Annotated in this window: 17 protein-coding genes; 9 read left to right on the top strand and 8 right to left on the bottom strand. The window is 71.1% G+C overall.

Annotated elements, in window-relative coordinates:
• Positions 1 to 14: 14 nt before the first annotated feature.
• A complete protein-coding gene (locus J2S63_RS08410; protein ID WP_310301212.1) occupies positions 15 to 362 on the top strand; it encodes a hypothetical protein in 348 nt (115 codons plus the stop codon).
• A gap of 22 nt (positions 363 to 384) precedes the next feature.
• On the opposite strand, the gene J2S63_RS08415 is transcribed toward J2S63_RS08410, so the two are convergent.
• Genes J2S63_RS08415 through arcD form a run of 5 tightly spaced genes read right to left on the bottom strand, consistent with a single transcriptional unit; the run spans position 385 to position 7,263 of the window.
• Entirely contained in the window at positions 385 to 2,460 is a 2,076-nt protein-coding gene (locus J2S63_RS08415; RefSeq protein ID WP_310301214.1) for a DUF8754 domain-containing protein, read from the bottom strand.
• 13 nt (positions 2,461 to 2,473) lie between these two features.
• The gene (gene arcC, locus J2S63_RS08420) at positions 2,474 to 3,409 is read right to left on the bottom strand and encodes a carbamate kinase (RefSeq protein ID WP_310301215.1); all 936 of its coding nucleotides are present in this window, start codon (positions 3,407 to 3,409) and stop codon (positions 2,474 to 2,476) included.
• A 15-nt stretch (positions 3,410 to 3,424) separates the two neighbouring features.
• Positions 3,425 to 4,429: an ornithine carbamoyltransferase gene (locus J2S63_RS08425; RefSeq protein WP_310301217.1), complete on the bottom strand. Its 1,005-nt coding sequence runs from the start codon at positions 4,427 to 4,429 to the stop codon at positions 3,425 to 3,427.
• A gap of 51 nt (positions 4,430 to 4,480) precedes the next feature.
• Positions 4,481 to 5,794 carry an arginine deiminase gene (locus J2S63_RS08430; protein ID WP_310301219.1) on the bottom strand — a complete coding sequence of 438 codons (1,314 nt, stop codon included), beginning with the start codon at positions 5,792 to 5,794 and terminating at the stop codon, positions 4,481 to 4,483.
• Positions 5,791 to 7,263 carry an arginine-ornithine antiporter gene (gene arcD, locus J2S63_RS08435; protein WP_310301221.1) on the bottom strand — a complete coding sequence of 491 codons (1,473 nt, stop codon included), beginning with the start codon at positions 7,261 to 7,263 and terminating at the stop codon, positions 5,791 to 5,793. The genes J2S63_RS08430 and arcD overlap by 4 nt, the downstream gene beginning before the upstream one ends.
• A 201-nt stretch (positions 7,264 to 7,464) precedes the next feature.
• Here arcD and J2S63_RS08440 point away from each other — a divergent pair, with 201 nt between their 5' ends.
• The 7 genes from J2S63_RS08440 (at position 7,465) to J2S63_RS08470 (ending at position 14,007) form a co-directional block, all read left to right on the top strand.
• Complete coding sequence (locus J2S63_RS08440; protein WP_310301223.1) at positions 7,465 to 7,716, top strand: DUF4242 domain-containing protein; 252 nt, start codon at positions 7,465 to 7,467, stop codon at positions 7,714 to 7,716.
• Between the two features lie 200 nt (positions 7,717 to 7,916).
• The gene (pstS, locus tag J2S63_RS08445; protein WP_310301225.1) at positions 7,917 to 9,017 is read left to right on the top strand and encodes a phosphate ABC transporter substrate-binding protein PstS; all 1,101 of its coding nucleotides are present in this window, start codon (positions 7,917 to 7,919) and stop codon (positions 9,015 to 9,017) included.
• A gap of 46 nt (positions 9,018 to 9,063) precedes the next feature.
• The gene (gene pstC, locus J2S63_RS08450; protein ID WP_310301227.1) at positions 9,064 to 10,005 is read left to right on the top strand and encodes a phosphate ABC transporter permease subunit PstC; all 942 of its coding nucleotides are present in this window, start codon (positions 9,064 to 9,066) and stop codon (positions 10,003 to 10,005) included.
• A 1-nt stretch (position 10,006) separates the two neighbouring features.
• Entirely contained in the window at positions 10,007 to 11,083 is a 1,077-nt protein-coding gene (gene pstA, locus J2S63_RS08455) for a phosphate ABC transporter permease PstA (RefSeq protein WP_310301230.1), read from the top strand.
• A gap of 6 nt (positions 11,084 to 11,089) precedes the next feature.
• Positions 11,090 to 11,869 (top strand): phosphate ABC transporter ATP-binding protein PstB, encoded by a 780-nt coding sequence (gene pstB / locus J2S63_RS08460; protein ID WP_310301232.1) that lies wholly within the window; start codon positions 11,090 to 11,092, stop codon positions 11,867 to 11,869.
• 19 nt (positions 11,870 to 11,888) lie between these two features.
• Positions 11,889 to 12,359, top strand: coding sequence for a DUF2510 domain-containing protein (locus J2S63_RS08465; protein ID WP_310301234.1), 471 nt, complete (start codon positions 11,889 to 11,891; stop codon positions 12,357 to 12,359).
• Positions 12,360 to 12,393: 34 nt separating this feature from the next.
• Positions 12,394 to 14,007, top strand: a complete 1,614-nt coding sequence (locus J2S63_RS08470) for an AMP-binding protein (RefSeq protein WP_310301236.1) — start codon at positions 12,394 to 12,396, stop codon at positions 14,005 to 14,007.
• 28 nt (positions 14,008 to 14,035) lie between these two features.
• Here the strand turns inward: J2S63_RS08470 and J2S63_RS08475 are convergent, their stop codons facing one another.
• The 3 genes from J2S63_RS08475 to kynA all read right to left on the bottom strand — a co-directional run bounded on the left by J2S63_RS08475 (position 14,036) and on the right by kynA (position 16,038).
• The gene (locus J2S63_RS08475) at positions 14,036 to 14,164 is read right to left on the bottom strand and encodes a hypothetical protein (RefSeq protein ID WP_310301238.1); all 129 of its coding nucleotides are present in this window, start codon (positions 14,162 to 14,164) and stop codon (positions 14,036 to 14,038) included.
• 61 nt (positions 14,165 to 14,225) lie between these two features.
• On the bottom strand, positions 14,226 to 15,104 hold the full coding sequence (locus tag J2S63_RS08480; protein WP_310301240.1) for a MerR family transcriptional regulator: 879 nt from the start codon (positions 15,102 to 15,104) through the stop codon (positions 14,226 to 14,228).
• Between the two features lie 73 nt (positions 15,105 to 15,177).
• Positions 15,178 to 16,038, bottom strand: a complete 861-nt coding sequence (gene kynA, locus J2S63_RS08485) for a tryptophan 2,3-dioxygenase (RefSeq protein ID WP_310301242.1) — start codon at positions 16,036 to 16,038, stop codon at positions 15,178 to 15,180.
• Between the two features lie 106 nt (positions 16,039 to 16,144).
• Between kynA and J2S63_RS08490 the strand changes: the two genes are divergently transcribed.
• Positions 16,145 to 20,716, top strand: coding sequence for a PKD domain-containing protein (locus J2S63_RS08490; protein WP_310301244.1), 4,572 nt, complete (start codon positions 16,145 to 16,147; stop codon positions 20,714 to 20,716).
• The last annotated feature ends 14 nt before the right edge of the window (positions 20,717 to 20,730 follow it).

Consider the following 20,730-nt stretch of genomic DNA (forward strand, 5'->3'; position numbering starts at 1 on the left):
AATAGAATGGGGTCATGGCCCGACTCACCCTCAGCGACGACAGCGTCCAGCTCCGCTTCACCACCACCGAGAAGATCCTCGGGCTGGTCAAGGACCAGGACTTCCCGCGCAGCGCGGTGCAGTCCGCCCGGGTCGAGCAGGACGGCCTGCACGCCACGCAGGGCGTCCGCGCGCCCGGGCTCGGCGTCCCGGGCTACCGCAAGGTCGGCACCTGGCGCGGCAAGGGCCGCAGCCTGGTCTCGGTGCGCCGCCACGAGCCCGCGGTCGTCGTCGAGCTGAGCGGCCAGCGCGTCGACCGCCTCGTCGTCGGCGTCGACGGCGACGCCTCGGCCCTCGCGGCGGCGCTCTCCGGCACCGCCTGAGACGAGCCGCCCGCGGCGGGGGTCAGGCGCCTGCCGGCACCCCTCGCCGCTCCAGGGCGAGCTCACGCACGCGGGCGATGTCGTCGTCGGTGAAGACACCGTTGACGCCCGAGATGGTGGCCAGCCGCATGCCGTGCTTGAGGCCGAGGCGGTAGATCTCCTTGACCTTCTCCCACTCGATGTTGCGCCCGACGGTGAACGTCTCGTAGCGGCCCTCCAGCGCCAGGACGACGGTCTCCGCCATGCAGGCGTAGACGACGCCGGGCGGGAGCCCGATGGGGCGCATGCGCACGTCACCGGGCAGCTCGATCTCGCCCGACTCGACGACCAGCACGTCCGGCCGCTTGGCGACGTCCTCGGCCGAGAGGTCGAGCGGCCGGGCCACGTCGGTGATCACGCAGCCCGGCTTGACCTCCATGATGTCCAGCACGCGCTTGCCGGCGCCCGAGGTCGCCGTGACGATCACGTCCATGTCGGCGAGGTGCTCGTCCGGGGTGGCGGCCACCCGGATCTGCGCCCGCGGACCGTCGTCCTCGATCTCGCGCTTGAGCGCGAGGAGCTTGGCGGACTCGGGCGAGACCAGCCACAGCTCGTCGCTGGCCAGGGCGAGCAGCCGCGCGCACACCGACCCGATCGCTCCGGTCGCGCCGACCACCATCGCCTTGCCCTTGATGCGGCCCTTCTCGTCGACCTCCGCGAGGCCGAGCCTGTCGATCGCGTCGTGGGCGGCCCACAGGGCTCCCGAGGCGCTGTAGCTGTTGCCGGTGGTGACCGGGAGCGGCGCCTTCTTGGCCACCGTGACACCCGCGTCGCCGACGACCTTGGTGAACGCCCCGAGGCCCATCACCTGCGCGCCGAGCTTGCGGGCCATCTCGGCCGCCTGCAGCAGCCGTGCGTAGGTGAACTCGGGGCTGTGCGCCATCATCTCCTTCGGCGTCCCGCCCACCGTGATCAGCCAGCCCTCGGCCTCGGCCCCGGTCGGCGACCTGATGCCGGTCACGTGCGTGTAGACGAACGGCGGCGCGTAGGCGAGCGCCTTCTCCATCACGTCGACGACCGGCGACGGCGAGTGCCGTGCGACCAGGCCGAGCGGCTCCACGTTGTCGAAGAACTTCTGCGAGAGCGGATGGATCACGAACGCGAAGCGGCTCCTGCGCCGCGGACCGTTGGGGTGCAGCACCCTCGGCTCGAGCCCGGCCCCGACGATCATGTCGAGCAGGTCGTCGTGGGTGAGCCGCCCTCCCCGGGCAGCGAGCGCGAGCATCATCGCCTGCAGCACGGCGGCGTTGACGGTCACACCCTGCTCCTCGAACGGCTGGGGGGTCGCGTCCAGCACCAGGTCGACGCCGCGCGAGGCGAGCTCGGCGAGCCGCTCCTCCGAGATCGCCGACGTCACCAGCGTCTTGCCGGCCAGGTCCTCCAGCCCGAAGCCGACCAGCTCGTCGTACGTCGCCACGACGACGTCGCAGTCGCGTGCGGCCTTGCGGGCGAGCGCGAGGCTGATCCGGAACCCGGGTGCGTTGATCTCCGCCTTGACCTGCCGGGGCAGGTGGCGCAGCGGCCACAGCCCGACGTCGGCGGCCAGCCCGACCAGCGGGTTCTGGTCGACGAGGGTCGGCACGCCCAGGCGCAGCAGCGGGTCGGCGAACTCGAGGTTGTCGGTGAACTCGCGCAGGACCCGCGTCGTCCGGTCGTGGTTGACCCCGCCGAGCACGACCGTCCGGGCGTTGGCGAACAGCCCCGGCAGGTCCTGCTGGACGTGGCGGATCGCCCACTCCTGCAGCACGTCGCGCAGCTCGTGCCCGTCCGGCACCGGTACGCCGGGGGCCGCGGCTGCCTTGACCCGCTCGATCGCGTGCAGCTCGCCGTCGTACAGCCCGGCGGCGCGCGCCTCGCGGATCCCGGTCACGGCCAGGGCCGCGGCCTCCGCCGACCACTTCTCGACCAGCGCGCCTGCGACCTCGACGTCTCCGTCGGTGCCGAGGCGCATCAGCCGGAAGTCGTGGTCGAGGAAGCGCACGCGCTCGTCGTAGTCGCGGTCCGCGCCGGCGAGGCTGACGTCGACGATCGTGAGCAAGGGGCCGGGCGTGCGGGTCATCACCTCACGCCCCTCAGGCCGCCGGGTCGTTCTCGGCCGAGAGTGCCTGCCGCACGCGCGTGCCCGCCTCGCCGTGGACGATGTCCTCGATGTCGGCCAGCGACCCGATGACGGCCTCCTTGCCCGTGCGGCGCGCGAACCCGCACGCCGCCTCGACCTTGGGCCCCATCGATCCGGCCGGGAAGGGCAGCGCCTCGAGCTCGTCGGGCGTGACCGACCCGAGCCGGCGCTGCGCGGGGGTGCCCCAGTCGACGTAGACGCCGTCGACGTCGGTGGCGATCACGAGGAGGTCGGCCTCGAGCTCCTCGGCGAGGAGTGCCGAGGCCAGGTCCTTGTCGATGACTGCCTCCACGCCGTGCAGGACGCCCTGCTCGTCGAGGACGGTCGGGATCCCGCCGCCGCCCGCGCAGACCACGATCGCGCCCTGGTCGATCAGCCACCGGATCGGGCGGATCTCGACGATGCGCCTCGGCCTCGGGGACGGGACGACGCGACGGAACGCGTGGCCGTCGCGCTTGACCGTCCAGCCCTGCTCGGCAGCGAGCCGGCGGGCCTCCTCCTCGAGGTAGATCGGCCCGATGAACTTCGTCGGGTCGTCGAACGCCGGGTCGGCGGGATCCACCTCGACCATGGTCAGCAGCGTCGCCAGCGCCTGCTCCTGGGGGAGCAGGTTGCCCAGCTCCTGCTCGATCACGTAGCCGATCATCGCCTCGGTCTGCGCACCGAGGACGTCGAGCGGGTAGGGCCGCACGTCCTGGTAGGCCTGCGCCTGCAGCGCCAGCAGGCCGACCTGCGGTCCGTTGCCGTGGGCGACGACGAGCTGGTTGCCGTCGACGACGCGGGCGATGCGCTCGGCGGCGAGCCGGACGTTGACGCGCTGGTTCTCCGCCGTCAGGGGCTCGCCGCGGCGCAGCAGGGCGTTGCCGCCGAGGGCGATCACGATCCTCATCGCGTGCTCCTCCCCTCAGGCCAGCGACGCGACGAGCAGCGCCTTGATCGTGTGCATGCGGTTCTCGGCCTGCTCGAAGGCGAGGTTGGCGGTGGACTCGAAGACGTCCTCGGTCACCTCGATGCCGTCGACGAGCTCCGGGAAGCGCTCGGCGACCTGGGCGCCCACCGTGGTCTCGGAGTTGTGGAAGGCCGGCAGGCAGTGCAGGACCTTCACGCGCGGGTTGCCCGACGCGGCCAGCAGCCCCGCGTTGACCTGGAACGGCAGGCAGGCCGCGACCCGCTCGCCCCACGACTCGATCGGCTCGCCCATCGAGACCCAGACGTCGGTGTAGACGTAGTCGACGCCGGCGACGGCCTCCTTCGGGTCGTCGGTCACGGTGATCCTCGCTCCCGAGTCGACCGCGAACCCGCGGCACAGGTCCACGTGCTCCTGCGTCGGCCACAGCATGCGGGGTGCGCCGATCCGCACGTCCATGCCGAGCTTCGCCCCGACGAGCAGCAGCGAGTTGGCGACGTTGTTGCGCCCGTCGCCGACGAACGCGAACGAGATCTCGTGGGGCGCCTTGTGCAGGTCCTCGGTCATGGTCAGCACGTCGGCGAGCATCTGCGTGGGGTGGAACTCGTCGGTGAGGCCGTTGAACACCGGCACACCCGCGTGGTCGGCGAGCTCCTGGACGACGGCCTGCGACTTGCCGCGGTACTCGATCGCGTCGTACATCCGGCCGAGCACGCGGGCGGTGTCCTTCATCGACTCCTTGTGGCCGACCTGCGAGGACGACGGGTCGATGTAGGTGACATGCGCACCCTGGTCGAACGCCGCGACCTCGAAGGCGCAGCGGGTGCGGGTGGAGGTCTTCTCGAAGATCAGCGCGATGCTCTTGCCCTGCAGCTGCTGCTGCTCGGTGCCGGCGTACTTCTCGCGCTTGAGGTCGCGGGAGAGGTCGAGCAGGTAGTGGATCTCGCGGTCGGTGTGGTGCACGAGGCTGAGCAGGCTGCGTCCTCGCAGGTTGAATGCCATGTCGCTCGTCGTTCCTTCGTTCTCGTCGGTGCCGGTGGTGGTCGAGGGGCGTCAGTAGTCGACGGGGTCGCGCAGGATCGGGCAGGTCATGCAGCGGCCGCCGCCCCGTCCGCGCCCCAGCTCGCTGGCGTCGATCGTGATGACCTCGATCCCGGCCTTGCGGAGCATCGTGTTGGTGTGGGTGTTCCGGTCGTAGCCGACGACGACCCCGGGCTCGAGCGCGACGACGTTGTTGCCGTCGTCCCACTGCTCGCGCTGGACGCCGTAGCGGTCACCACCGGTGGGCACCGTCCGGAGCTCGACCCCGAGGGCTGCACCGACCACGTCGAGGAACGACTTCTCCTCCTTGCGGATGGTGAGCCCGGAGGGGTGGGAGCCCTCAGGCCGCAGGGTGTAGCTGGTGATCCCGTCCACGACGGGGGCGTACGCCGTCACGACGTCGCGGTCGCAGAACGTGAAGACCGTGTCGAGGTGCATCGCCGCACGGGTCCTCGGCAGGCCGGCGACGATCACCTGCTCGGCCGCCTCGGCCTCGAACAGGGCCCTCGCGACCTGGCTGATCGCCTGCTGCGACGAGCGCTCGCCCATGCCGATGACGACCACGCCGTTGCCGACCGGCATGACGTCGCCGCCCTCGAGGGTGGCCGCCCCCCGGTCCACCGGGGGCTGCCGCAGGTCGCCGAACCACACGGTGAACGACTCGTCGCGGAACATCGGGTGGAAGCGGTAGATCGCGGCGGTCAGCAGGGTCTCCTGGCGCCGAGCCGGCCAGTACATCGGGTTGAGCGTGACCCCCTGGAAGATCCACGACGAGTTGTCGCGGGTGAACTGCGTGTTGGGCAGGGGGTTCATCACGAAGCCCTGGGCCGGATCCTGCCCGAGCGCCCGGAGGAAGGCGCCCCCCGCCTCCGCCGGGATGTCGACGTAGGAGATGCCGCCGATGAGGTACTCCGCGAGGCGCGCGGGCGGAAGGCTCTCCAACCAGGCCCGGACGTCCGGGACCAGCCCGGGGCCGATCAGGTCGTCGGTGACCCGGCGGTCCAGCAGCCAGGTGCGGGCCGCGGGGTCGTCGACGACGTCGGTCAGCAGGTCGAGCATCTCGAGCACCTCGACCCCGCGGTCACGCATCTTGGTGGCGAAGTCGTAGTGGTCCCGCTTGGCCTGGCTGACCCAGAGCACGTCGTCGAACAGCAGCTCGTCGGCGGTCTCGGGGGTGAGCCTGAGGTGGGCGAGGCCGGGGCTGCAGACCATCACGCGCCTGAGGCGACCGGCCTCGGACCACACGCCCACGCGGGCGTGCTCCTCGAGTCCTCGGGGTGCGGCGGCCGGACGGGCGGCGGGGGCCTCTGCCTGGTAGGTGCTCATACCGTGATCCACCCCTGGGCCAGCCCGAGCACCGCCACGACCGAGGTCGCCGACACCAGTCCGACCAGGACGCGCTCCACGCTGGTGAGCAGGGTGCGTCCGGCCTGGTGGCGAGCCCAGAGGAACAGGCCCGTGCCGGCGAGGTAGAACAGCGCCGCGACGAACAGGTAGTCGGTGCCGCCGGCGTAGACGAGCCACACCGCGTAGGCGAGCGCCACGCCGCCGATGGCGAGGTCGCGGGCACGGCCCGCGCCGCCGGCGTACGTCTCACCGGTGAGCGCGAGCTTGACCTGGTAGAGCGCCGACCAGAGGTAGGGCAGCAGGATCAGCGAGGTGGCCAGGTAGATCAGCTGGGTGTAGGTGCTCTCGTTGAACAGCGTCCACAGGAGCATGAGCTGCACGCAGCCGTTGGTCAGCCACAGCGCCACCGACGGTGCACCGTGCTCGTTCTCGGCCGCGAGCTGCCTGGGGAGCACGTTCTCCATCGCCGGCAGGCGGAGGATCTCGACGCAGAGCAGGACCCACGAGATCAGCGCACCGAGGAGCGACACCGCGAGACCGATCGAGATGAACGCCGCACCCCAGCTGCCGACCTCGTTCTTCAGCAGGGCTGCCATGGAGGGGTCGGACAGGCCTGCGACCTCCGCGCGGGCCATGAGGCCGTAGGCCAGCAGGTTGACCGCGAGGAGCAGGGCGAGCACGCCGACGAAGCCGAGGATCGTGGCGCGTCCGACGTCGCTGCGACGTCCGGCCCGCTTGGAGTAGACCGCCGCACCCTCGATGCCGATGAACACCCAGACGGTGACCAGCATCATGTTCTTGACCTGGTCCATCGTCGAGCCGAGACCCGCGCCGTCGCCCCAGAAGTCGGCGGTGAAGAGGCCGGACTCGAAGCCGACGGCGGCGATCGCGATGAAGGTGAGGATCGGGACGACCTTGGCGACCGTCACGACGGTGTTGACGACGGCTGCGGCGTGCACGCCCCGCAGGGTCAACGCGTGCACGATCCAGAGCACCGCCGAGGCGCCGACGATGGCGACGGTGGTGTTGCCACCCTCGAACGACGGGACGAAGTAGCCGAGGGTCGCCATGAGCAGCACGAGGTAGCCGACGTTGCCGACCCAGGCGCTGATCCAGTAGCCCCAGGCCGACGTGAAACCGACGTAGTCACCGAAGCCGGCGCGGGCGTAGCCGTAGACACCGCCGTCGACGTCGGCCTTGCGGGAGGCGAGCGTCTGGAAGACGAAGGCCAGCATCAGCATGCCGAGGCCCGTCACGGTCCAGCCGATGAGCAGCGGCCCGGGGGCCGCGCTACCGGCCATCTGCGAGGGGAGGGCGAAGATGCCGCTCCCGATCATCGAACCGACGACCAGCGCGGTCAGCGCCGGCAGGGCCAGTCCACCCCGAGCCGCGTCGCGCCCCTCCCCCTTCGTGGGTGTCGGGACCGCTCTGGTCAGGTGCAGGGTCATCACGTCCTCCTCGGGTGTGCGGGAAAGGGGTCTCCTCCCACCACCCACCCTTCTGGGCGGAGGACGGTCGTGACAGGGCAGGGAGTAGTCAGCCCGATGGTCTTTCGGCCCTAGGAGCGCGCTAGACCGGCTGGGCCGGCCCTGTCGCGGGCGAGCGGGGCGGTCCTACCGTCGGCGGTGTCCCGGCGGAAAGGAACTCCGATGCCACTCTTCATGGACGTGCACTCGCTCGGCGACGGCGTCTCGATAGACGACGTCGCCAAGGCCCACCAGGCCGACCTCGCCACGCAGGAGCCCCACGGGGTCAACTACCTGCGCTACTGGGTCGACGAGAGCAAGGGCCAGATCTTCTGCCTGGTCGAAGCCCCGGACGCCGAGGCCGCCAACACGGTGCACCGCGACGCGCACGGCCTCGTCGCCGACCAGATCTTCGAGGTCAAGGAAGGCCTCTGAGCCCTGGAGCGGGCTCGACGAGCGCGGCACCCGGGACCGCCCGGGTGTGACGCAGGACAACCCTGCGACCCGAATGACTGCGCTCTGTTCAACCTGCGTTCACCTGGCGCGACCCCTCACGTCATCTGTGCTCCATAGCGTCCAGGAACGACAGTCGGTCACATCGGCCGAGTGCCTTCCACAAGGAGCACGACATCCTCATGCGTACTTCCCTCTCCCGCGTCGCCGTCGGGGGCGCCCTGCTGAGCCTCGGCCTGGGCCTCTCGGCCTGCGGTGCCGGCAACGAGACCGCCTCGGGCGACACCAAGTCCGACTCCACGCTCTCCGGCAACATCAAGGGTGCCGGATCGAGCGCACAGGAGGCCGCCCAGGGCGCCTGGGCCGCCGGCTTCCAGACCGACAACCCCGACGTGACCGTCGACTACGACCCGATCGGCTCCGGCGGTGGCCGCGAGCAGTTCATCGCCGGCGGCGTGGACTTCGCGGGCTCCGACTCCTCGCTGTCCACCGACGAGGGCGAGCTCGACAAGGCCAAGGAGCGCTGCGGCGGCTCGGTCATCGAGGTCCCCGACTACGTCAGCCCCATCGCGGTCGTCTTCAACGTCGACGGCGTCGACGACCTGCAGTTGTCCGGCGAGACCGTCGCGAAGATCTTCAACGGTCAGATCACCTCGTGGGACGACCCGGCGATCAAGGCCGACAACCCCGACGCCGAGCTGCCCTCGGAGAAGATCACCCCGGTCCACCGCGGTGACGCCTCGGGCACGACCAAGAACTTCACCGCCTACCTCCAGGCCGCGGCCCCCGACGTGTGGACCGACGAGCCCGACGACGCCTTCCCGATCAAGGGTGGCGAGGCCGCGACCGGCACCTCCGGCGTGATCCAGGCCGTCCAGGGCGGCAAGAACACGATCGGCTACGCCGACGCCAGCCAGGCCGGCGACCTCGGCACCGCCAAGATCAAGGTCGGCGACGAGTACGTCGCCCCGTCCGCCGAGGCGGCCGCCAAGATCCTCGAGATCTCCCCGCAGACCGAGGGTCGCGACGCCTCCGACCTGGTCTTCGACCTGGACCGCAAGACCGAGGAGAAGGGCGTCTACCCGGTCGTCCTCACCTCCTACCTCCTCGCCTGCCCGACGTACGACGACCAGAAGACCGCTGACCTGGTCAAGGCCTTCGTCAGCTACGTCGTGAGCAAGGACGGCCAGCAGGCCGCCGCGGACAACGCCGGCTCCGCCCCGCTGCCGTCCTCCATCGAGGCGAAGGCGCTCAAGATCGCCGAGTCCATCGGCGCCAAGTGAGACCCGCTTCACGACGTACGACGAGACGACAGACGCAGAGCAACGAATGACCGACACCCTCACGCCCAGCCCGGGCCTGGCGACCGGAGGCCGACGCGTCGGGGACCGGGTCTTCGCCGGCCTGGCCCGATCCGCCGGCCTGGTGATCCTCGTGGCCCTCGCCGGCGTCGCGGTGTTCCTCACGGTGCAAGGACTCCCCGCGATCGGCGCCGACCCCAGCAAGCTGCGGGGGGCCAGCAACATCGTGACCTTCGTCGGTCCGCTGCTGTTCGGCACCGTCCTGGCCGCAGCGATGGCGCTGCTGATCGCGACGCCGCTGGCGATCGGGGTCGCGCTGGTGATCTCGCACTTCGCGCCCCGCCGCCTCGCGGCCCCGCTCGGCTACGTCGTCGACCTGCTCGCCGCCATCCCCTCGGTGGTGTACGGCGCGTGGGGCTACTTCTCCTTCGGCGGCAAGATGGTGCCGGTCTACGAGTGGCTCGAGGCCCACGCCGGCTGGCTGCCGTTCTTCAAGGGCCCGGCCTCCGGCACCGGCCGCACGATCCTCACCGCCAGCATCGTGCTGGCGATCATGGTGCTGCCGATCATCACCGCGATCACGCGTGAGGTGTTCAAGCAGACCCCGCAGCTGCACCAGGAGGCCGCCCTCGCCCTCGGCGCGACCCGCTGGGAGATGATCCGGATGACGGTGCTCCCCTACGCCCGCTCCGGCATCGCCTCCGCCACGATGCTCGGTCTCGGCCGCGCCCTGGGCGAGACCATGGCCGTCGCCATGGTCCTGTCCGCCAGCGGCGCGGTCACCTTCAACCTGATCTCCTCGGACAACCCGTCGAGCATCGCGGCCAACATCGCGCTCAACTTCCCCGAGTCCACCGGGCTCGCGGTCAACGCGCTGGTCTTCTCCGGCCTCGTGCTCTTCGTGCTGACCTTCCTCGTCAACTTCGCCGCCCGCGGCGTGGTCGCCCGGGCCGAGCGGAAGGTGAGCTGACATGACGACCCTGACCTCCACCCCTCCCGCAGCCGAGGCGGGCCTGTCGATCCAGCAGCCCCGCCTGCCCGGATGCGCGCCGGTCGGCACGGCCGTCGCGTCCGTCCTGGCCGCCGGCCTGCTCGGCCTCGCGCTCGGCTGGGGCCTCGTGCTGGTCGCCGTCGCGGCCGCCGTGGTCAACCTCGCCGTGCTGCAGGGCTGGTCGCGCGCCGTCGAGTCGCGCCGCGTCGCCGTGGACCGGCTGGTCACGACCCTGGTCTGGTACGCCCTGCTCGTCGCCCTGGTGCCCCTCGGCTCCCTCGTGTGGACCGTGTGGGACAAGGGCCACGGCGTGATCAGCGGCCAGTTCTTCACCTACTCGATGCGCAACGTCGTGGGCGAGGGCGGCGGCATCTACCACGCGATCATGGGCACCCTGCTCATCACCGCCGCCACCGCGGTCGTCTCCATCCCGATCGGGATCCTGGCCGCGATCTACCTCGTGGAGTACGGCGGCCGCTCGCCCGTGGGCCGCACGATCACCTTCCTCGTCGACGTGATGACGGGCATCCCGTCGATCGTGGCGGGCCTGTTCGCCTACGCGCTGTTCGCGCTGATCTTCGGCCCCGGCATCCGCATGGGCTTCGGCGGCGCGATCGCCCTGTCCCTGCTGATGGTCCCGGTCGTCGTCCGCTCGACCGAGGAGATGCTCAAGCTCGTGCCGACCGAGCTGCGCGAGGCGTCGTACGCCCTGGGGGTGGCGAAGTGGCGCACGGTCGTCAGCGTCGTGCTGCCGACCGCGATGGCCGGCATCATCACCGGCGTCTTCATCGCCCTCGCCCGGGTGATCGGCGAGACCGCCCCGTTGCTGATCATCGCCGGGTCGACGGACTCGTCGAACTTCAACCTGTTCTCGGACTCGCGCATGATGACGCTGCCGGTGTTCATCTACTACAGCCTCACCCAGCCCGGTGTGCCGCCGGAGTTCGGCGTCGCCCGCGCCTGGGGTGCGGCGCTGGTGCTGATCATCATCGTGATGACCCTCAACCTCCTGGCGCGTCTCGCGGGCCGCCTCTTCGCCCCCAAGATGGGACGGTGACCCGCGATGGCCAAGAGCATCGTGGTCGATGACCTCGACCTGTACTACAAGGACTTTCTCGCCGTCGAGGGCGTCTCGATGACCATCCCGGCCACGTCGGTGACCGCGCTGATCGGTCCGTCCGGCTGCGGCAAGTCGACGTTCCTGCGCTCGCTCAACCGGATGCACGAGGTGACTCCCGGCGCCCGCGTCGAGGGCAAGGTGATGATCGACGGGCAGAGCCTCTACGACCCCGCCGTCGACCCCGCCGCGCTGCGCCGCCAGATCGGCATGGTCTTCCAGCGGGCCAACCCGTTCCCCAAGATGTCGATCGCGGAGAACGTCCTGGCCGGCAGCCGGCTCAACTCCAAACGGCTCGGCCGCGACGAGGCCGAGGAGATCGTCGAGCGTTCGCTGCGCGGGGCCAACCTCTGGGACGAGGTCAAGGACCGGCTCAAGAAGCCGGGCTCCAGCCTCTCCGGCGGCCAGCAGCAGCGCCTGTGCATCGCGCGCGCGATCGCCGTGCAGCCGCAGGTGCTGCTGATGGACGAGCCGTGCTCCGCGCTCGACCCGATCTCGACGGCCCGGGTCGAGGACCTGATCCACGAGCTCAAGAGCGAGTACACGATCGTCATCGTCACCCACAACATGCAGCAGGCCGCCCGGGTCAGCGACGACACCGCGTTCTTCAACCTCGCGGGCTACGGCAAGCCAGGTCGCCTGGTCGAGATGAACCCGACCTCCAAGGTCTTCTCCACCCCCGACGAGCGCGCCACCGAGGACTACATCTCCGGTCGCTTCGGCTGATCGTGCGACGATCGGGTCCATGACCGACACGCCACCTGCCGGCTGGTACGCCGACCCGGAGGACCCGTCCCAGCAGCGCTACTGGGACGGCACCGCCTGGACCGAGCACCGCGTGCCCGCCACCCAGCACGCCCAGCCGGCCCAGCCGGCCCAGCCGGCCCAGCCGTCGTACGCCCCGACCTACGAGGCGGGCTACGCCGGGCAGCAATGGCACCAGGGCACGGAGACCTCGGGTGGTGCGATCGCCGCGCTGGTGCTGGGCATCCTCTCGATCGTGGCGTGCTTCGGACCCATCACGGGCATCCCCGCGATGATCGTCGGCCGCCGCGCGAGCCGCGACATCGAGGCCTCCGGCGGACGGCTGGAGGGCGCGGGCCTCGCGACCGGTGGCTTCGTCACCGGCCTCATCGGCACGCTGATCGGGATCCTCGTCGTCCTCGGCTTCATCGCGCTGTTCGCGTTCGCCAGGAGCACCGGCGGGACCTACTAGCCCCGGCGTGGGTCCCCGGCCTAGCGTGCGGGGCATGGAGTCCTACGCAGCCGGTGAGCAGACCCCGCCCCTCCTCGAGGAGACGATCGGGGCCAACTTCGAGCGGACGGTGGCCACGCACGGGGACCGCGAGGCGCTGGTCGAGGTGGCCACCGGCCGCCGGTGGACCTACGCCGAGCTCGACCGCGACGTCGACTCGCTCGCCGTCGGGCTGCTGCGGGCCGGCATCACCAAGGGCGACCGGGTCGGCATCTGGGCGCCCAACTGCGCGGAGTGGACCCTCACGCAGTACGCCACGGCCAAGATCGGCGCGATCCTGGTCAACATCAACCCGGCCTACCGCACCCACGAGCTGGCCTACGTCCTCAACCAGTCGGGGGTGAAGCTGCTCGTCTCCGCGCCGGACTTCAAGACCAGCGACTACCGCGCGATGGTCGAGGAGGTGGTCTCGACAGGCTCGACCAGCGTCGAGCGGGTGGTGTTCCTCGGGGACCCGGAGTGGACCGACCTCAACGAGCACGACCCGGGCGTGACGGTCGAGGAGCTCCTCGACTACTCGCTGGAGCCCGACGACCCGATCAACATCCAGTACACCTCCGGCACGACCGGCTTCCCCAAGGGCGCGACGCTCAGCCACCGCAACATCCTCAACAACGGCTACTTCACGACCGAGACGATCAACTTCACTGAACGTGACCGGCTGGCGATCCCGGTCCCCTTCTACCACTGCTTCGGCATGGTGATGGGCAACCTCGGCTGCACCACCCACGGCGCCTGCATGGTGATCCCGGCGCCCGGCTTCGACCCCGCCCTCACCCTCCGAGCCGTCCAGGACGAGCGCTGCACGGGGGTCTACGGCGTCCCGACGATGTTCATCGCGATGCAGAACGCCCCGGGCTTCCACGACTACGACCTGTCGACCCTGCGCACCGGGATCATGGCCGGCTCCCCCTGCCCGGTCGAGGTGATGAAACGCTGCATCGACGAGATGGGCATGACCGAGGTCTCCATCGCCTACGGCATGACCGAGACCTCGCCGGTCTCCTGCCAGACCCGCGCCGACGACGACCTCGAGCGGCGTACGGCGACCATCGGGCGCGTCCACCCGCACGTCGAGGTCAAGGTGGTCGACCCCGCCACGGGCGAGGCCGTCGAGCGCGGCGAGCCCGGCGAGCTGTGCACCAAGGGCTACTCCGTGATGCTCGGCTACTGGCAGGAGCCGGAGAAGACCGCCGAGGCCGTGGTCGACGGCTGGATGCACACCGGGGACCTCGCGGTGATGCGCGAGGACGGCTACTGCACGATCGTCGGACGCATCAAGGACATGGTCATCCGCGGCGGGGAGAACATCTACCCGCGCGAGATCGAGGAGTTCCTCTACACCCACCCCGACGTCGAGGACGTGCAGGTGGTCGGCGTCCCCGACGAGAGGTACGGCGAGGAGCTGTGCGCGTGGATCCGCCTGCGCGAGGGGGCCGAGCCCCTCGACGCCGACCGGGTCCGCGAGTTCGCGACCGGACGGCTGGCGCACTACAAGATCCCGCGCTACGTGCTGCTGGTCGAGGAGTTCCCGATGACCGTGACCGGCAAGATCCGCAAGGTCGAGATGCGCGAGGAGTCGGCCCGGCGGCTCGGGCTCGGCGGGTGACCCGGCCGCGCACCCGCTGCGGCGGGGATCAGCGCAGGAGGCGGTGACCGTCCTCGGCCTGCTCGTGGGTGCGGTCGCGGTCCTTCCACCAGATCGCGCCGAAGCCGAGCAGCATCGCGGCGGCGAGGATCAGGACGATGACGAACATGGGGTGCATGGCATGCCTCTGCTTTCCGGTCAGGGGAGGACCTCGTGGTGCGTGGGGGTGACGGTGTGCCTCACGACGCGGTGGCGACCGCCTGCACCTGACGGGCGACCTCGGCCGAGGCCTGGACGATGTCGTGGCCCAGCGGGGTCGCACCTGTCACCTGGTCCTGGTGCTGCCCGCCGGTGAGGACGAGGAGCGTGGGGTGGACCTCGCGCAGCAACGCCACCGTCTCGATGGCGGCGGGCACGTCGGTGACGGTCGGGCAGACCACCACGACGGCGGTCGGCGCCAGCGTGTCCACGACGCGCATCCACTCCTCGGGCGGGAGGTCCTCGCCGAGGTAGCGCGTGGCGACGTGCTGCCGGCGCAGGAGGGTGGCGAACATCAGCGCCCCGAGCTCGTGGCGGCACCGGGTCGGCAGGCCGACCAGCACCCGCGGGGGGAGGCTGCTCACGCCGGAGGCGTCGTACGCCTGGGAGATGCGGCGCTGCAGGGCCGCGGTCACGAAGTGCTCGCCGGCGATGCTGATCCGCCCCTCCTCCCACGCCTGGCCGATCGCGACGACCGACGGCAGGAGCCAGGAGGTGACGGTGTGCTCGAAGCCGGCCAGGGAGAACGCCTCGTCGATGGCCGCGGTCAGCAGGGCGCCGTCCATGCGCTCGGCCGCCTGGACCAGCAGGTCGCTGTCGGGGAACGCCCCCGCGGGTGCGCCGGTGGGGGCCGGGCCGTCCGCACCGGACCGCTTGACCCGCTCGGCGGCCTGCGCGGCCGACCAGCCGGCGTCGATCAGCGTGGACATGAGCCGGAGGCGCTGGATCGCGCCGTCGTCGTAGAGCCGGTAGCCGGACGCGGACCGCTCGGGGGTGACCACGTCGTAGCGCTGCTCCCAGGCGCGCACCGTGGACGGGGCGACGCCGGACATCGTGGCGGCCTGCTTCACGGTGTACATGCGACAACCTTACACGAAGGTTGCACAATCCGTGATGCCACCGGCCGCGACGGTCGTCACAGACCAGACCCGCTCAGAGGGCGGTGCGGACGGCGTACAGCTCGGGGAAGAAGGTCAGGTCGAGCGCGCGACGGAGGAACGGCGCGCCGCTCGACCCGCCCGTGCCGGTCTTGGAGCCGATGATGCGCTCGACGGTCTTGAGGTGGCGGAAGCGCCAGAGCTGGAAGTTGTCCTCGAGGTCCACCAGCTCCTCGCATGTCTCGTACGCCGACCAATGGCTCTCCGCGTCGGCGTAGATCCCGGCGAACACCGGCACGAGGTCGTCGCGGAAGGTCCACGCCCTCGTCACGTCGCGCTCGAGCACGTCGCGGGGGACGGCGTAGCCGTGACGGGCGAGGTAGCGCAGGAACTCGTCGTAGAGCGACGGCTCCTCCAGCGACCGGCGTACGACGGCCAGCGCCGCCGGGTCGGCCTCGAAGACCGACAGCATGCGGGCGTTCTTGTTGCCGAGGGTGAACTCGACCGCGCGGTACTGCCAGGACTGGAAGCCCGAGCTGTTGCCGAGCACCCCGCGGAACTGGACGTACTCGCTGGGCGTGAGGGTGGCGAGCACCGACCACTGCTCGGCCAGCGTGCGCTGCACGTGCTTGACCCGGGCGACCCGCTTGAGGGCCTGGCCGAGCTCGTCCTCGCGCAGCAGCCGGCAGGCGCTCTCGAGCTCGTGCAGCACGAGCTTGAGCCAGAGCTCGGTGGTCTGGTGCTGGACGATGAAGAGCAGCTCGTCGTGGTGCTCGGGGTCGCTGAGCGGCCGCTGCGCGGACAGCAGGGTCGGCAGGTCGAGGTAGCCGCCGTAGCTCATCCGGTCGGAGAAGTCGGTGACCACCGAGTCCTCGAACTCCCGCGTGTTGTCCCGGACGCCCGACGGCTCGACCATCACCCCTCCGCTCCTGGCTCGTTGGGTCTTCGGTCGTTCGCCTCCCGAACCGCACGTCCGGGAGCAGAATCGGCCGCACCATCTCACTGCAGACGGGGGACCCTCGGTGAACCGTACGCCTCACTCCGCCCTGGCCGCGCTCGCGGCCCTCGCCCTCGCGCTGGGGCTCGCCGCGCCGTCCGCGCTCGCCGTGACACCCTCGGCCGCACCCTCGGCCGCACCGGCCAGCGCCTCGGACTTCCTCTACTACAAGGACGCCACCGCGCCGGCGTGCGTGGGCCCGGTGACGCTCAACGTGAGCGACGACCCCTACTTCACCCGCGACGACTGCGGGCAGGCGAGCTTCACGCTGAGCAGCGACCCCGCGGGCGCGGTGACCGCCAAGCTCTTCCACGGCGACGCCACCACCGCCTTCGCCACGCCCGACGTGACCCTCAGCGGCACCGACGGCGACGTCGCGCTCGACCCCGACGGCACCTGGCCCGCCGGCCCCGTGCGCGTCGAGGTGTACGACGGCGCGACGCCGGCCGGGTCGAGCACGTTGCTGTTCAACACCCTCGTCGCCGAGATCGACCCCGTCGCCGCGACCAAGCCCGGCGACGCGTTCACCGTGACCGGCACGCTGTCGGAGGTCGACATCGACAGCAACCTGACCGGCCGCACCCTCACCGGGGTCCCGGGCAGCTTCACCCTCCGCGTGCTCACGGCCGACGGGCAGACCCTGAAGGATCTCCCGGTGACCGCGGCCGGTGACGGCACCTTCTCGGCCGCTGTCCCGGGCAGCGCGACCTCGGGCGTGGCCCCCGGTCCGGCCGACGGCTTCCGGACGACCCTCGGCCTGCGAGCCGTCGACGCGTCCTACACCGACCCGAGCACGGGCGCCTGGGCCGCCGACGACGCCGGCGCGGGCAGCGTCGACGTGGCCGCGACCCCCAACGGGCTCGTCCTGGAGAACTCCTTCGTGTCCTCGGTCGGCTGGGTCAAGCCGGGCGACGGCTACCCCTCGCGCGTGATCGTGCGCAACTACGACCCCACCCCGAGCGGCCCGGTGCAGGTCGTCGTCCCTGCCCCCGACGGCACCAGTCTCACCGGCTCGAGCGGCCCGGGCACCCACCCGGCCGCACCGTCCGGCGTGACCTGGTCGCTCCCGTCCGTCCCGGCCGCGAGCGGCGGGGAGCCGGGCGTCTCGACCCTGGTCCTCTCCTGGAAGGCGGACACGCTCACCCAGGACCCGACCCTGGTGTGGAAGGACCTGTCGAGCACCGCCTCGCTGTCGACCGGCGGCCAGGACACCGACGCCACGAGCCACGGCCCCAAGGTCATCCCGCCCGACGGCGCCTACGACTCCGCGAGGTACGGCGACCGGCCGTTCCCGATCGTGCCGGTGGACTACCTCGACCGGAAGCACCAGGCCGACCACTCCGGTGAGGGGCTGGCGCGGAAGATCAACTCCCCCGCGGTCCCCGGCTCGACGTACAACCTCTACCAGGAGATGTCGCTGGGCCAGCTCTACCCCGACGGCGACGTGCCCTCCTCCGACATCGCCACCAAGGACTTCACCTACGACAAGGGCTTCCCGTTCACCAGCCCGGCACCGGCCGGCACGTGCCGCGGCGCGACCGTCGGGTCGGACGGCGCGGGGACCCCGCTCTACCCCGAGCGGATCAAGGACGGCTTCTACCAGCTGCCCGGCACGACCGACTACTACGGCGACGACAAGTACGGCTCGGCCGTGGTCGGCTCGGTCTCCGGCGTCGGCGCGCTGATGGACATCGACTCCGCCTGCGGCCCGACCGCCAAGCTGGTCTGGGACGCCGCCGCGATCGCCGACCCCGAGATCGACTACTCCGACTTCGACACCGACAAGGACGGCGTCGTCGACTTCTTCATGGTCGTGTTCGCCGGCTGCGGCGGCAACGGCGCCTCGCAGGAGGGCGCGGCCGCCTGCCCCTACAGCCCGGAGTCCTACGACAACGTGTGGCCGCACTCGTCCTCGCTCGAGGGGACCTATACCGACCCCGACACCGGCCTGCCGGGCTTCACCACCGACGACCAGCTCAAGGACCTGCGCGGCCGGCCGCTGTGGTACACCGACTCCGGCCGCACCACGATGACCACCACCGACAAGGGCGACGCGCTCAAGGTGTTCGTCCGTGTCGGTCCCTACAACGTCAACCCCGAGACCGCGATCGACAAGGCGAGCGTGATCTCCCACGAGTACGGCCACTCCCTCGGCCTGCCCGACTTCTACTCCCTCGGCAGCCGCGAGACCTACGGCGACTGGACGCTGATGGCCGAGGACAAGTCGCAGGACATCGACGCGTTCGGTCGCCAGGAGCTCGGCTGGGTCGTGCCGCAGGTGCTCGACTCCGACCTCACCGTGACCGGGTGGAAGGACTCCAAGGAGGACACGGACACGATCCGGTGGCGCAAGCCGGACGGCACGCCGTACACCCTGACCGAGACGGCCGGCGGCGCGCGCGTCCAGAACTCCCAGATGTACGTCGCCAAGCTCCCCGGTCGCCGGCTGATCACCGAGAGCGACTTCGACACCGGCGACAAGGCGAGCAAGACCCACGCCTGGTGGTCCGGGGCCGGCAACGACTTCGGGTGCACGCCGTCCGGCGGGCACAACCTCGACCTCGCGGTGCCGGGGCTCGCGGACCTGCCCCAGGGCACGACCCTGCAGCTGAGCATGAAGTCGCGCTTCGACATCGAGTGGGACTTCGACTACGGCTTCGTGCTCACCACCAAGGACGGCGGGTCGACCTACACCTCCCACCCCTCCACCCGGGCGGGCAACGCGACGACGACCCCCGCGGCGACCAACCCCAACCAGAACGCCTGCCAGGCGAAGTACGGCAACGGCATCACCGGGGACAGCGCGTCCTACCGCAAGAGCGCGCTGGAGCTGCAGGCCGACCGGGCCACCGGCGCGACGCCGCCGGCGGAGTTCCTCGCCGACTCCTTCGACGTCAGCGACCTGGTCGGGGCCGAGGACGGTGCGGGCGCGCTCCGGCTGAGCTACAGCACCGACCCGGGCCTGGCACGTCCGGGCTGGTTCATCGACGACCTCAAGGTCACCGCCACGCTGCCGGACAACAGCAGCCGCGTGCTGCTCGACACCGACTTCGAGGGCGAGGGCGGGCCCGAGGACTACCGCGTGTTCAACGGCGGCTGCAAGGACGCGACCGCGGTCGCCAAGCAGTGCACCCAGGGGTGGAACTACGTCGACGCCTCCTCGGAGTCGCCGGCCGACCACGCCTACTACCTCGAGCTGCGGGACCGCTCCGGCTTCGACGAGGACAGCAAGGGCGAGAACGACCGGTCGCCGCTGGGCTTCCAGCCGGGCCTCTACGTCTCCTACACCGACGAGAGCCACGGCTACGGCAACGTCGGCACCGACGACCCGCCGGCCCAGTCGCCGCTGGACAGCCAGCCCGAGCCGGGCAGCGAGACGCCCGACCTCGACGACGCGGCCTGGACCGCGGCGAGCGGCGACTCCCGCTTCACCGACTCCGGCGCGGGGCACACCGACAACTACACCGACCCGTCCAACAGCGAGGTCGACAGCCGCTACTCCTCGGTCGCCAACCCGTGGCGGTTCCGCTTCGGCTGCCTGACCTTCGACGTCACGAGGATGTCCGGCACCGGCGTGGGCCCGTCGACCTCCGACGGCGACCTCACCGGTGACGTCACCTTCGACATGGGCGCGGGCTGCGGCACGTTCGACTACGGGTACGGCGACCTGCCGCCGGCGCCGGAGAACACCGCCCCGACCGCGGACGCCAAGGCCACCCCGACCACGGCGAGGACCGGCCAGCAGGTCGCCTTCGACGCCACCGGGTCGACCGACGCCGAGGACCCCTCGGGCCTGGACTACTCGTGGGACTTCGACGGCAACGGCACCAAGGACTCCGCCCTGGCCCGGCCGAAGCACGCCTACGGCAAGGCCGGGACCTACCGGGCCAGGCTGACCGTCACCGACCCGCAGGGGCTGACCGACACCGACACGGTGACCATCACGGTGACCACCACCGCGTCCGACACCGCGCCCACGGCGAACGCCACGGCGACCCCGACCCGCACCAGGACGGGGCGGACCGTGACGTTCTCGGGCCAGGGCTCGAGCGACAAGGAGACCGCGGCGAGCAACCTGCGCTACTCCTGGAGCTTCGGCGACGGGGGCACGACCAAGGACGCCACCGGTCGCACGGTCAGGCACTCGTTCGGCCGACCGGGCACCTACACCGCCCGGCTCACGGTCACCGACGCCAAGGGGGCCCAGGACACCGACACCGTGCGGGTCGCGGTCGGCGTGGTGGACCGCTGCGAGACCGCGAGCGTCAAGAAGAGCGGCGACTGGCGGGTGCGGAAGACCTCGGGCGGCAACCGCTACTGCACCGGCGCGAGGCGGACCAGCACGCTGGTGATGCCGATCGCCGGCGGTCGGCTCGAGCTCTGGTTCGGCCGGGCCAAGGGCGGCGGACGCAGCCGGGTCTACGTCGACGGACGGCTCGTCGGGCGCCTCGACCACTCGCGCTCCGGCGGCCTGCGCCTGGGCTACCACCGCGTGTTCACCGGCCTCGGCGGCGGCAACCACCGGGTCGTGGTCAAGCCCACCGGGGGTCGCGCGTGGGTGGACTACGACGTCTTCTACGCGCGCCGGACGCGCTGACCACGCCGCTCGGC

The sequence above is a fragment of the Nocardioides marmoribigeumensis genome (assembly GCF_031458325.1).
Taxonomy (GTDB): Bacteria; Actinomycetota; Actinomycetes; order Propionibacteriales; family Nocardioidaceae; genus Marmoricola_A; species Marmoricola_A marmoribigeumensis.

Coding starts and splice junctions, on each gene's coding strand:
- J2S63_RS08480 (WP_310301240.1), bottom strand. CDS start 15,104: ATGTACACCGTGAAGCAGGCCGCCACGATGTCCGGCGTCGCCCCGTCC.
- pstB (WP_310301232.1), top strand. CDS start 11,090: ATGGCCAAGAGCATCGTGGTCGATGACCTCGACCTGTACTACAAGGAC.
- arcC (WP_310301215.1), bottom strand. CDS start 3,409: ATGAGGATCGTGATCGCCCTCGGCGGCAACGCCCTGCTGCGCCGCGGC.
- kynA (WP_310301242.1), bottom strand. CDS start 16,038: ATGGTCGAGCCGTCGGGCGTCCGGGACAACACGCGGGAGTTCGAGGAC.
- arcD (WP_310301221.1), bottom strand. CDS start 7,263: ATGACCCTGCACCTGACCAGAGCGGTCCCGACACCCACGAAGGGGGAG.
- pstA (WP_310301230.1), top strand. CDS start 10,007: ATGACGACCCTGACCTCCACCCCTCCCGCAGCCGAGGCGGGCCTGTCG.
- pstS (WP_310301225.1), top strand. CDS start 7,917: ATGCGTACTTCCCTCTCCCGCGTCGCCGTCGGGGGCGCCCTGCTGAGC.
- J2S63_RS08410 (WP_310301212.1), top strand. CDS start 15: ATGGCCCGACTCACCCTCAGCGACGACAGCGTCCAGCTCCGCTTCACC.
- J2S63_RS08415 (WP_310301214.1), bottom strand. CDS start 2,460: ATGACCCGCACGCCCGGCCCCTTGCTCACGATCGTCGACGTCAGCCTC.
- pstC (WP_310301227.1), top strand. CDS start 9,064: ATGACCGACACCCTCACGCCCAGCCCGGGCCTGGCGACCGGAGGCCGA.
- J2S63_RS08430 (WP_310301219.1), bottom strand. CDS start 5,794: ATGAGCACCTACCAGGCAGAGGCCCCCGCCGCCCGTCCGGCCGCCGCA.
- J2S63_RS08425 (WP_310301217.1), bottom strand. CDS start 4,429: ATGGCATTCAACCTGCGAGGACGCAGCCTGCTCAGCCTCGTGCACCAC.
- J2S63_RS08440 (WP_310301223.1), top strand. CDS start 7,465: ATGCCACTCTTCATGGACGTGCACTCGCTCGGCGACGGCGTCTCGATA.
- J2S63_RS08470 (WP_310301236.1), top strand. CDS start 12,394: ATGGAGTCCTACGCAGCCGGTGAGCAGACCCCGCCCCTCCTCGAGGAG.
- J2S63_RS08475 (WP_310301238.1), bottom strand. CDS start 14,164: ATGCACCCCATGTTCGTCATCGTCCTGATCCTCGCCGCCGCGATGCTG.
- J2S63_RS08465 (WP_310301234.1), top strand. CDS start 11,889: ATGACCGACACGCCACCTGCCGGCTGGTACGCCGACCCGGAGGACCCG.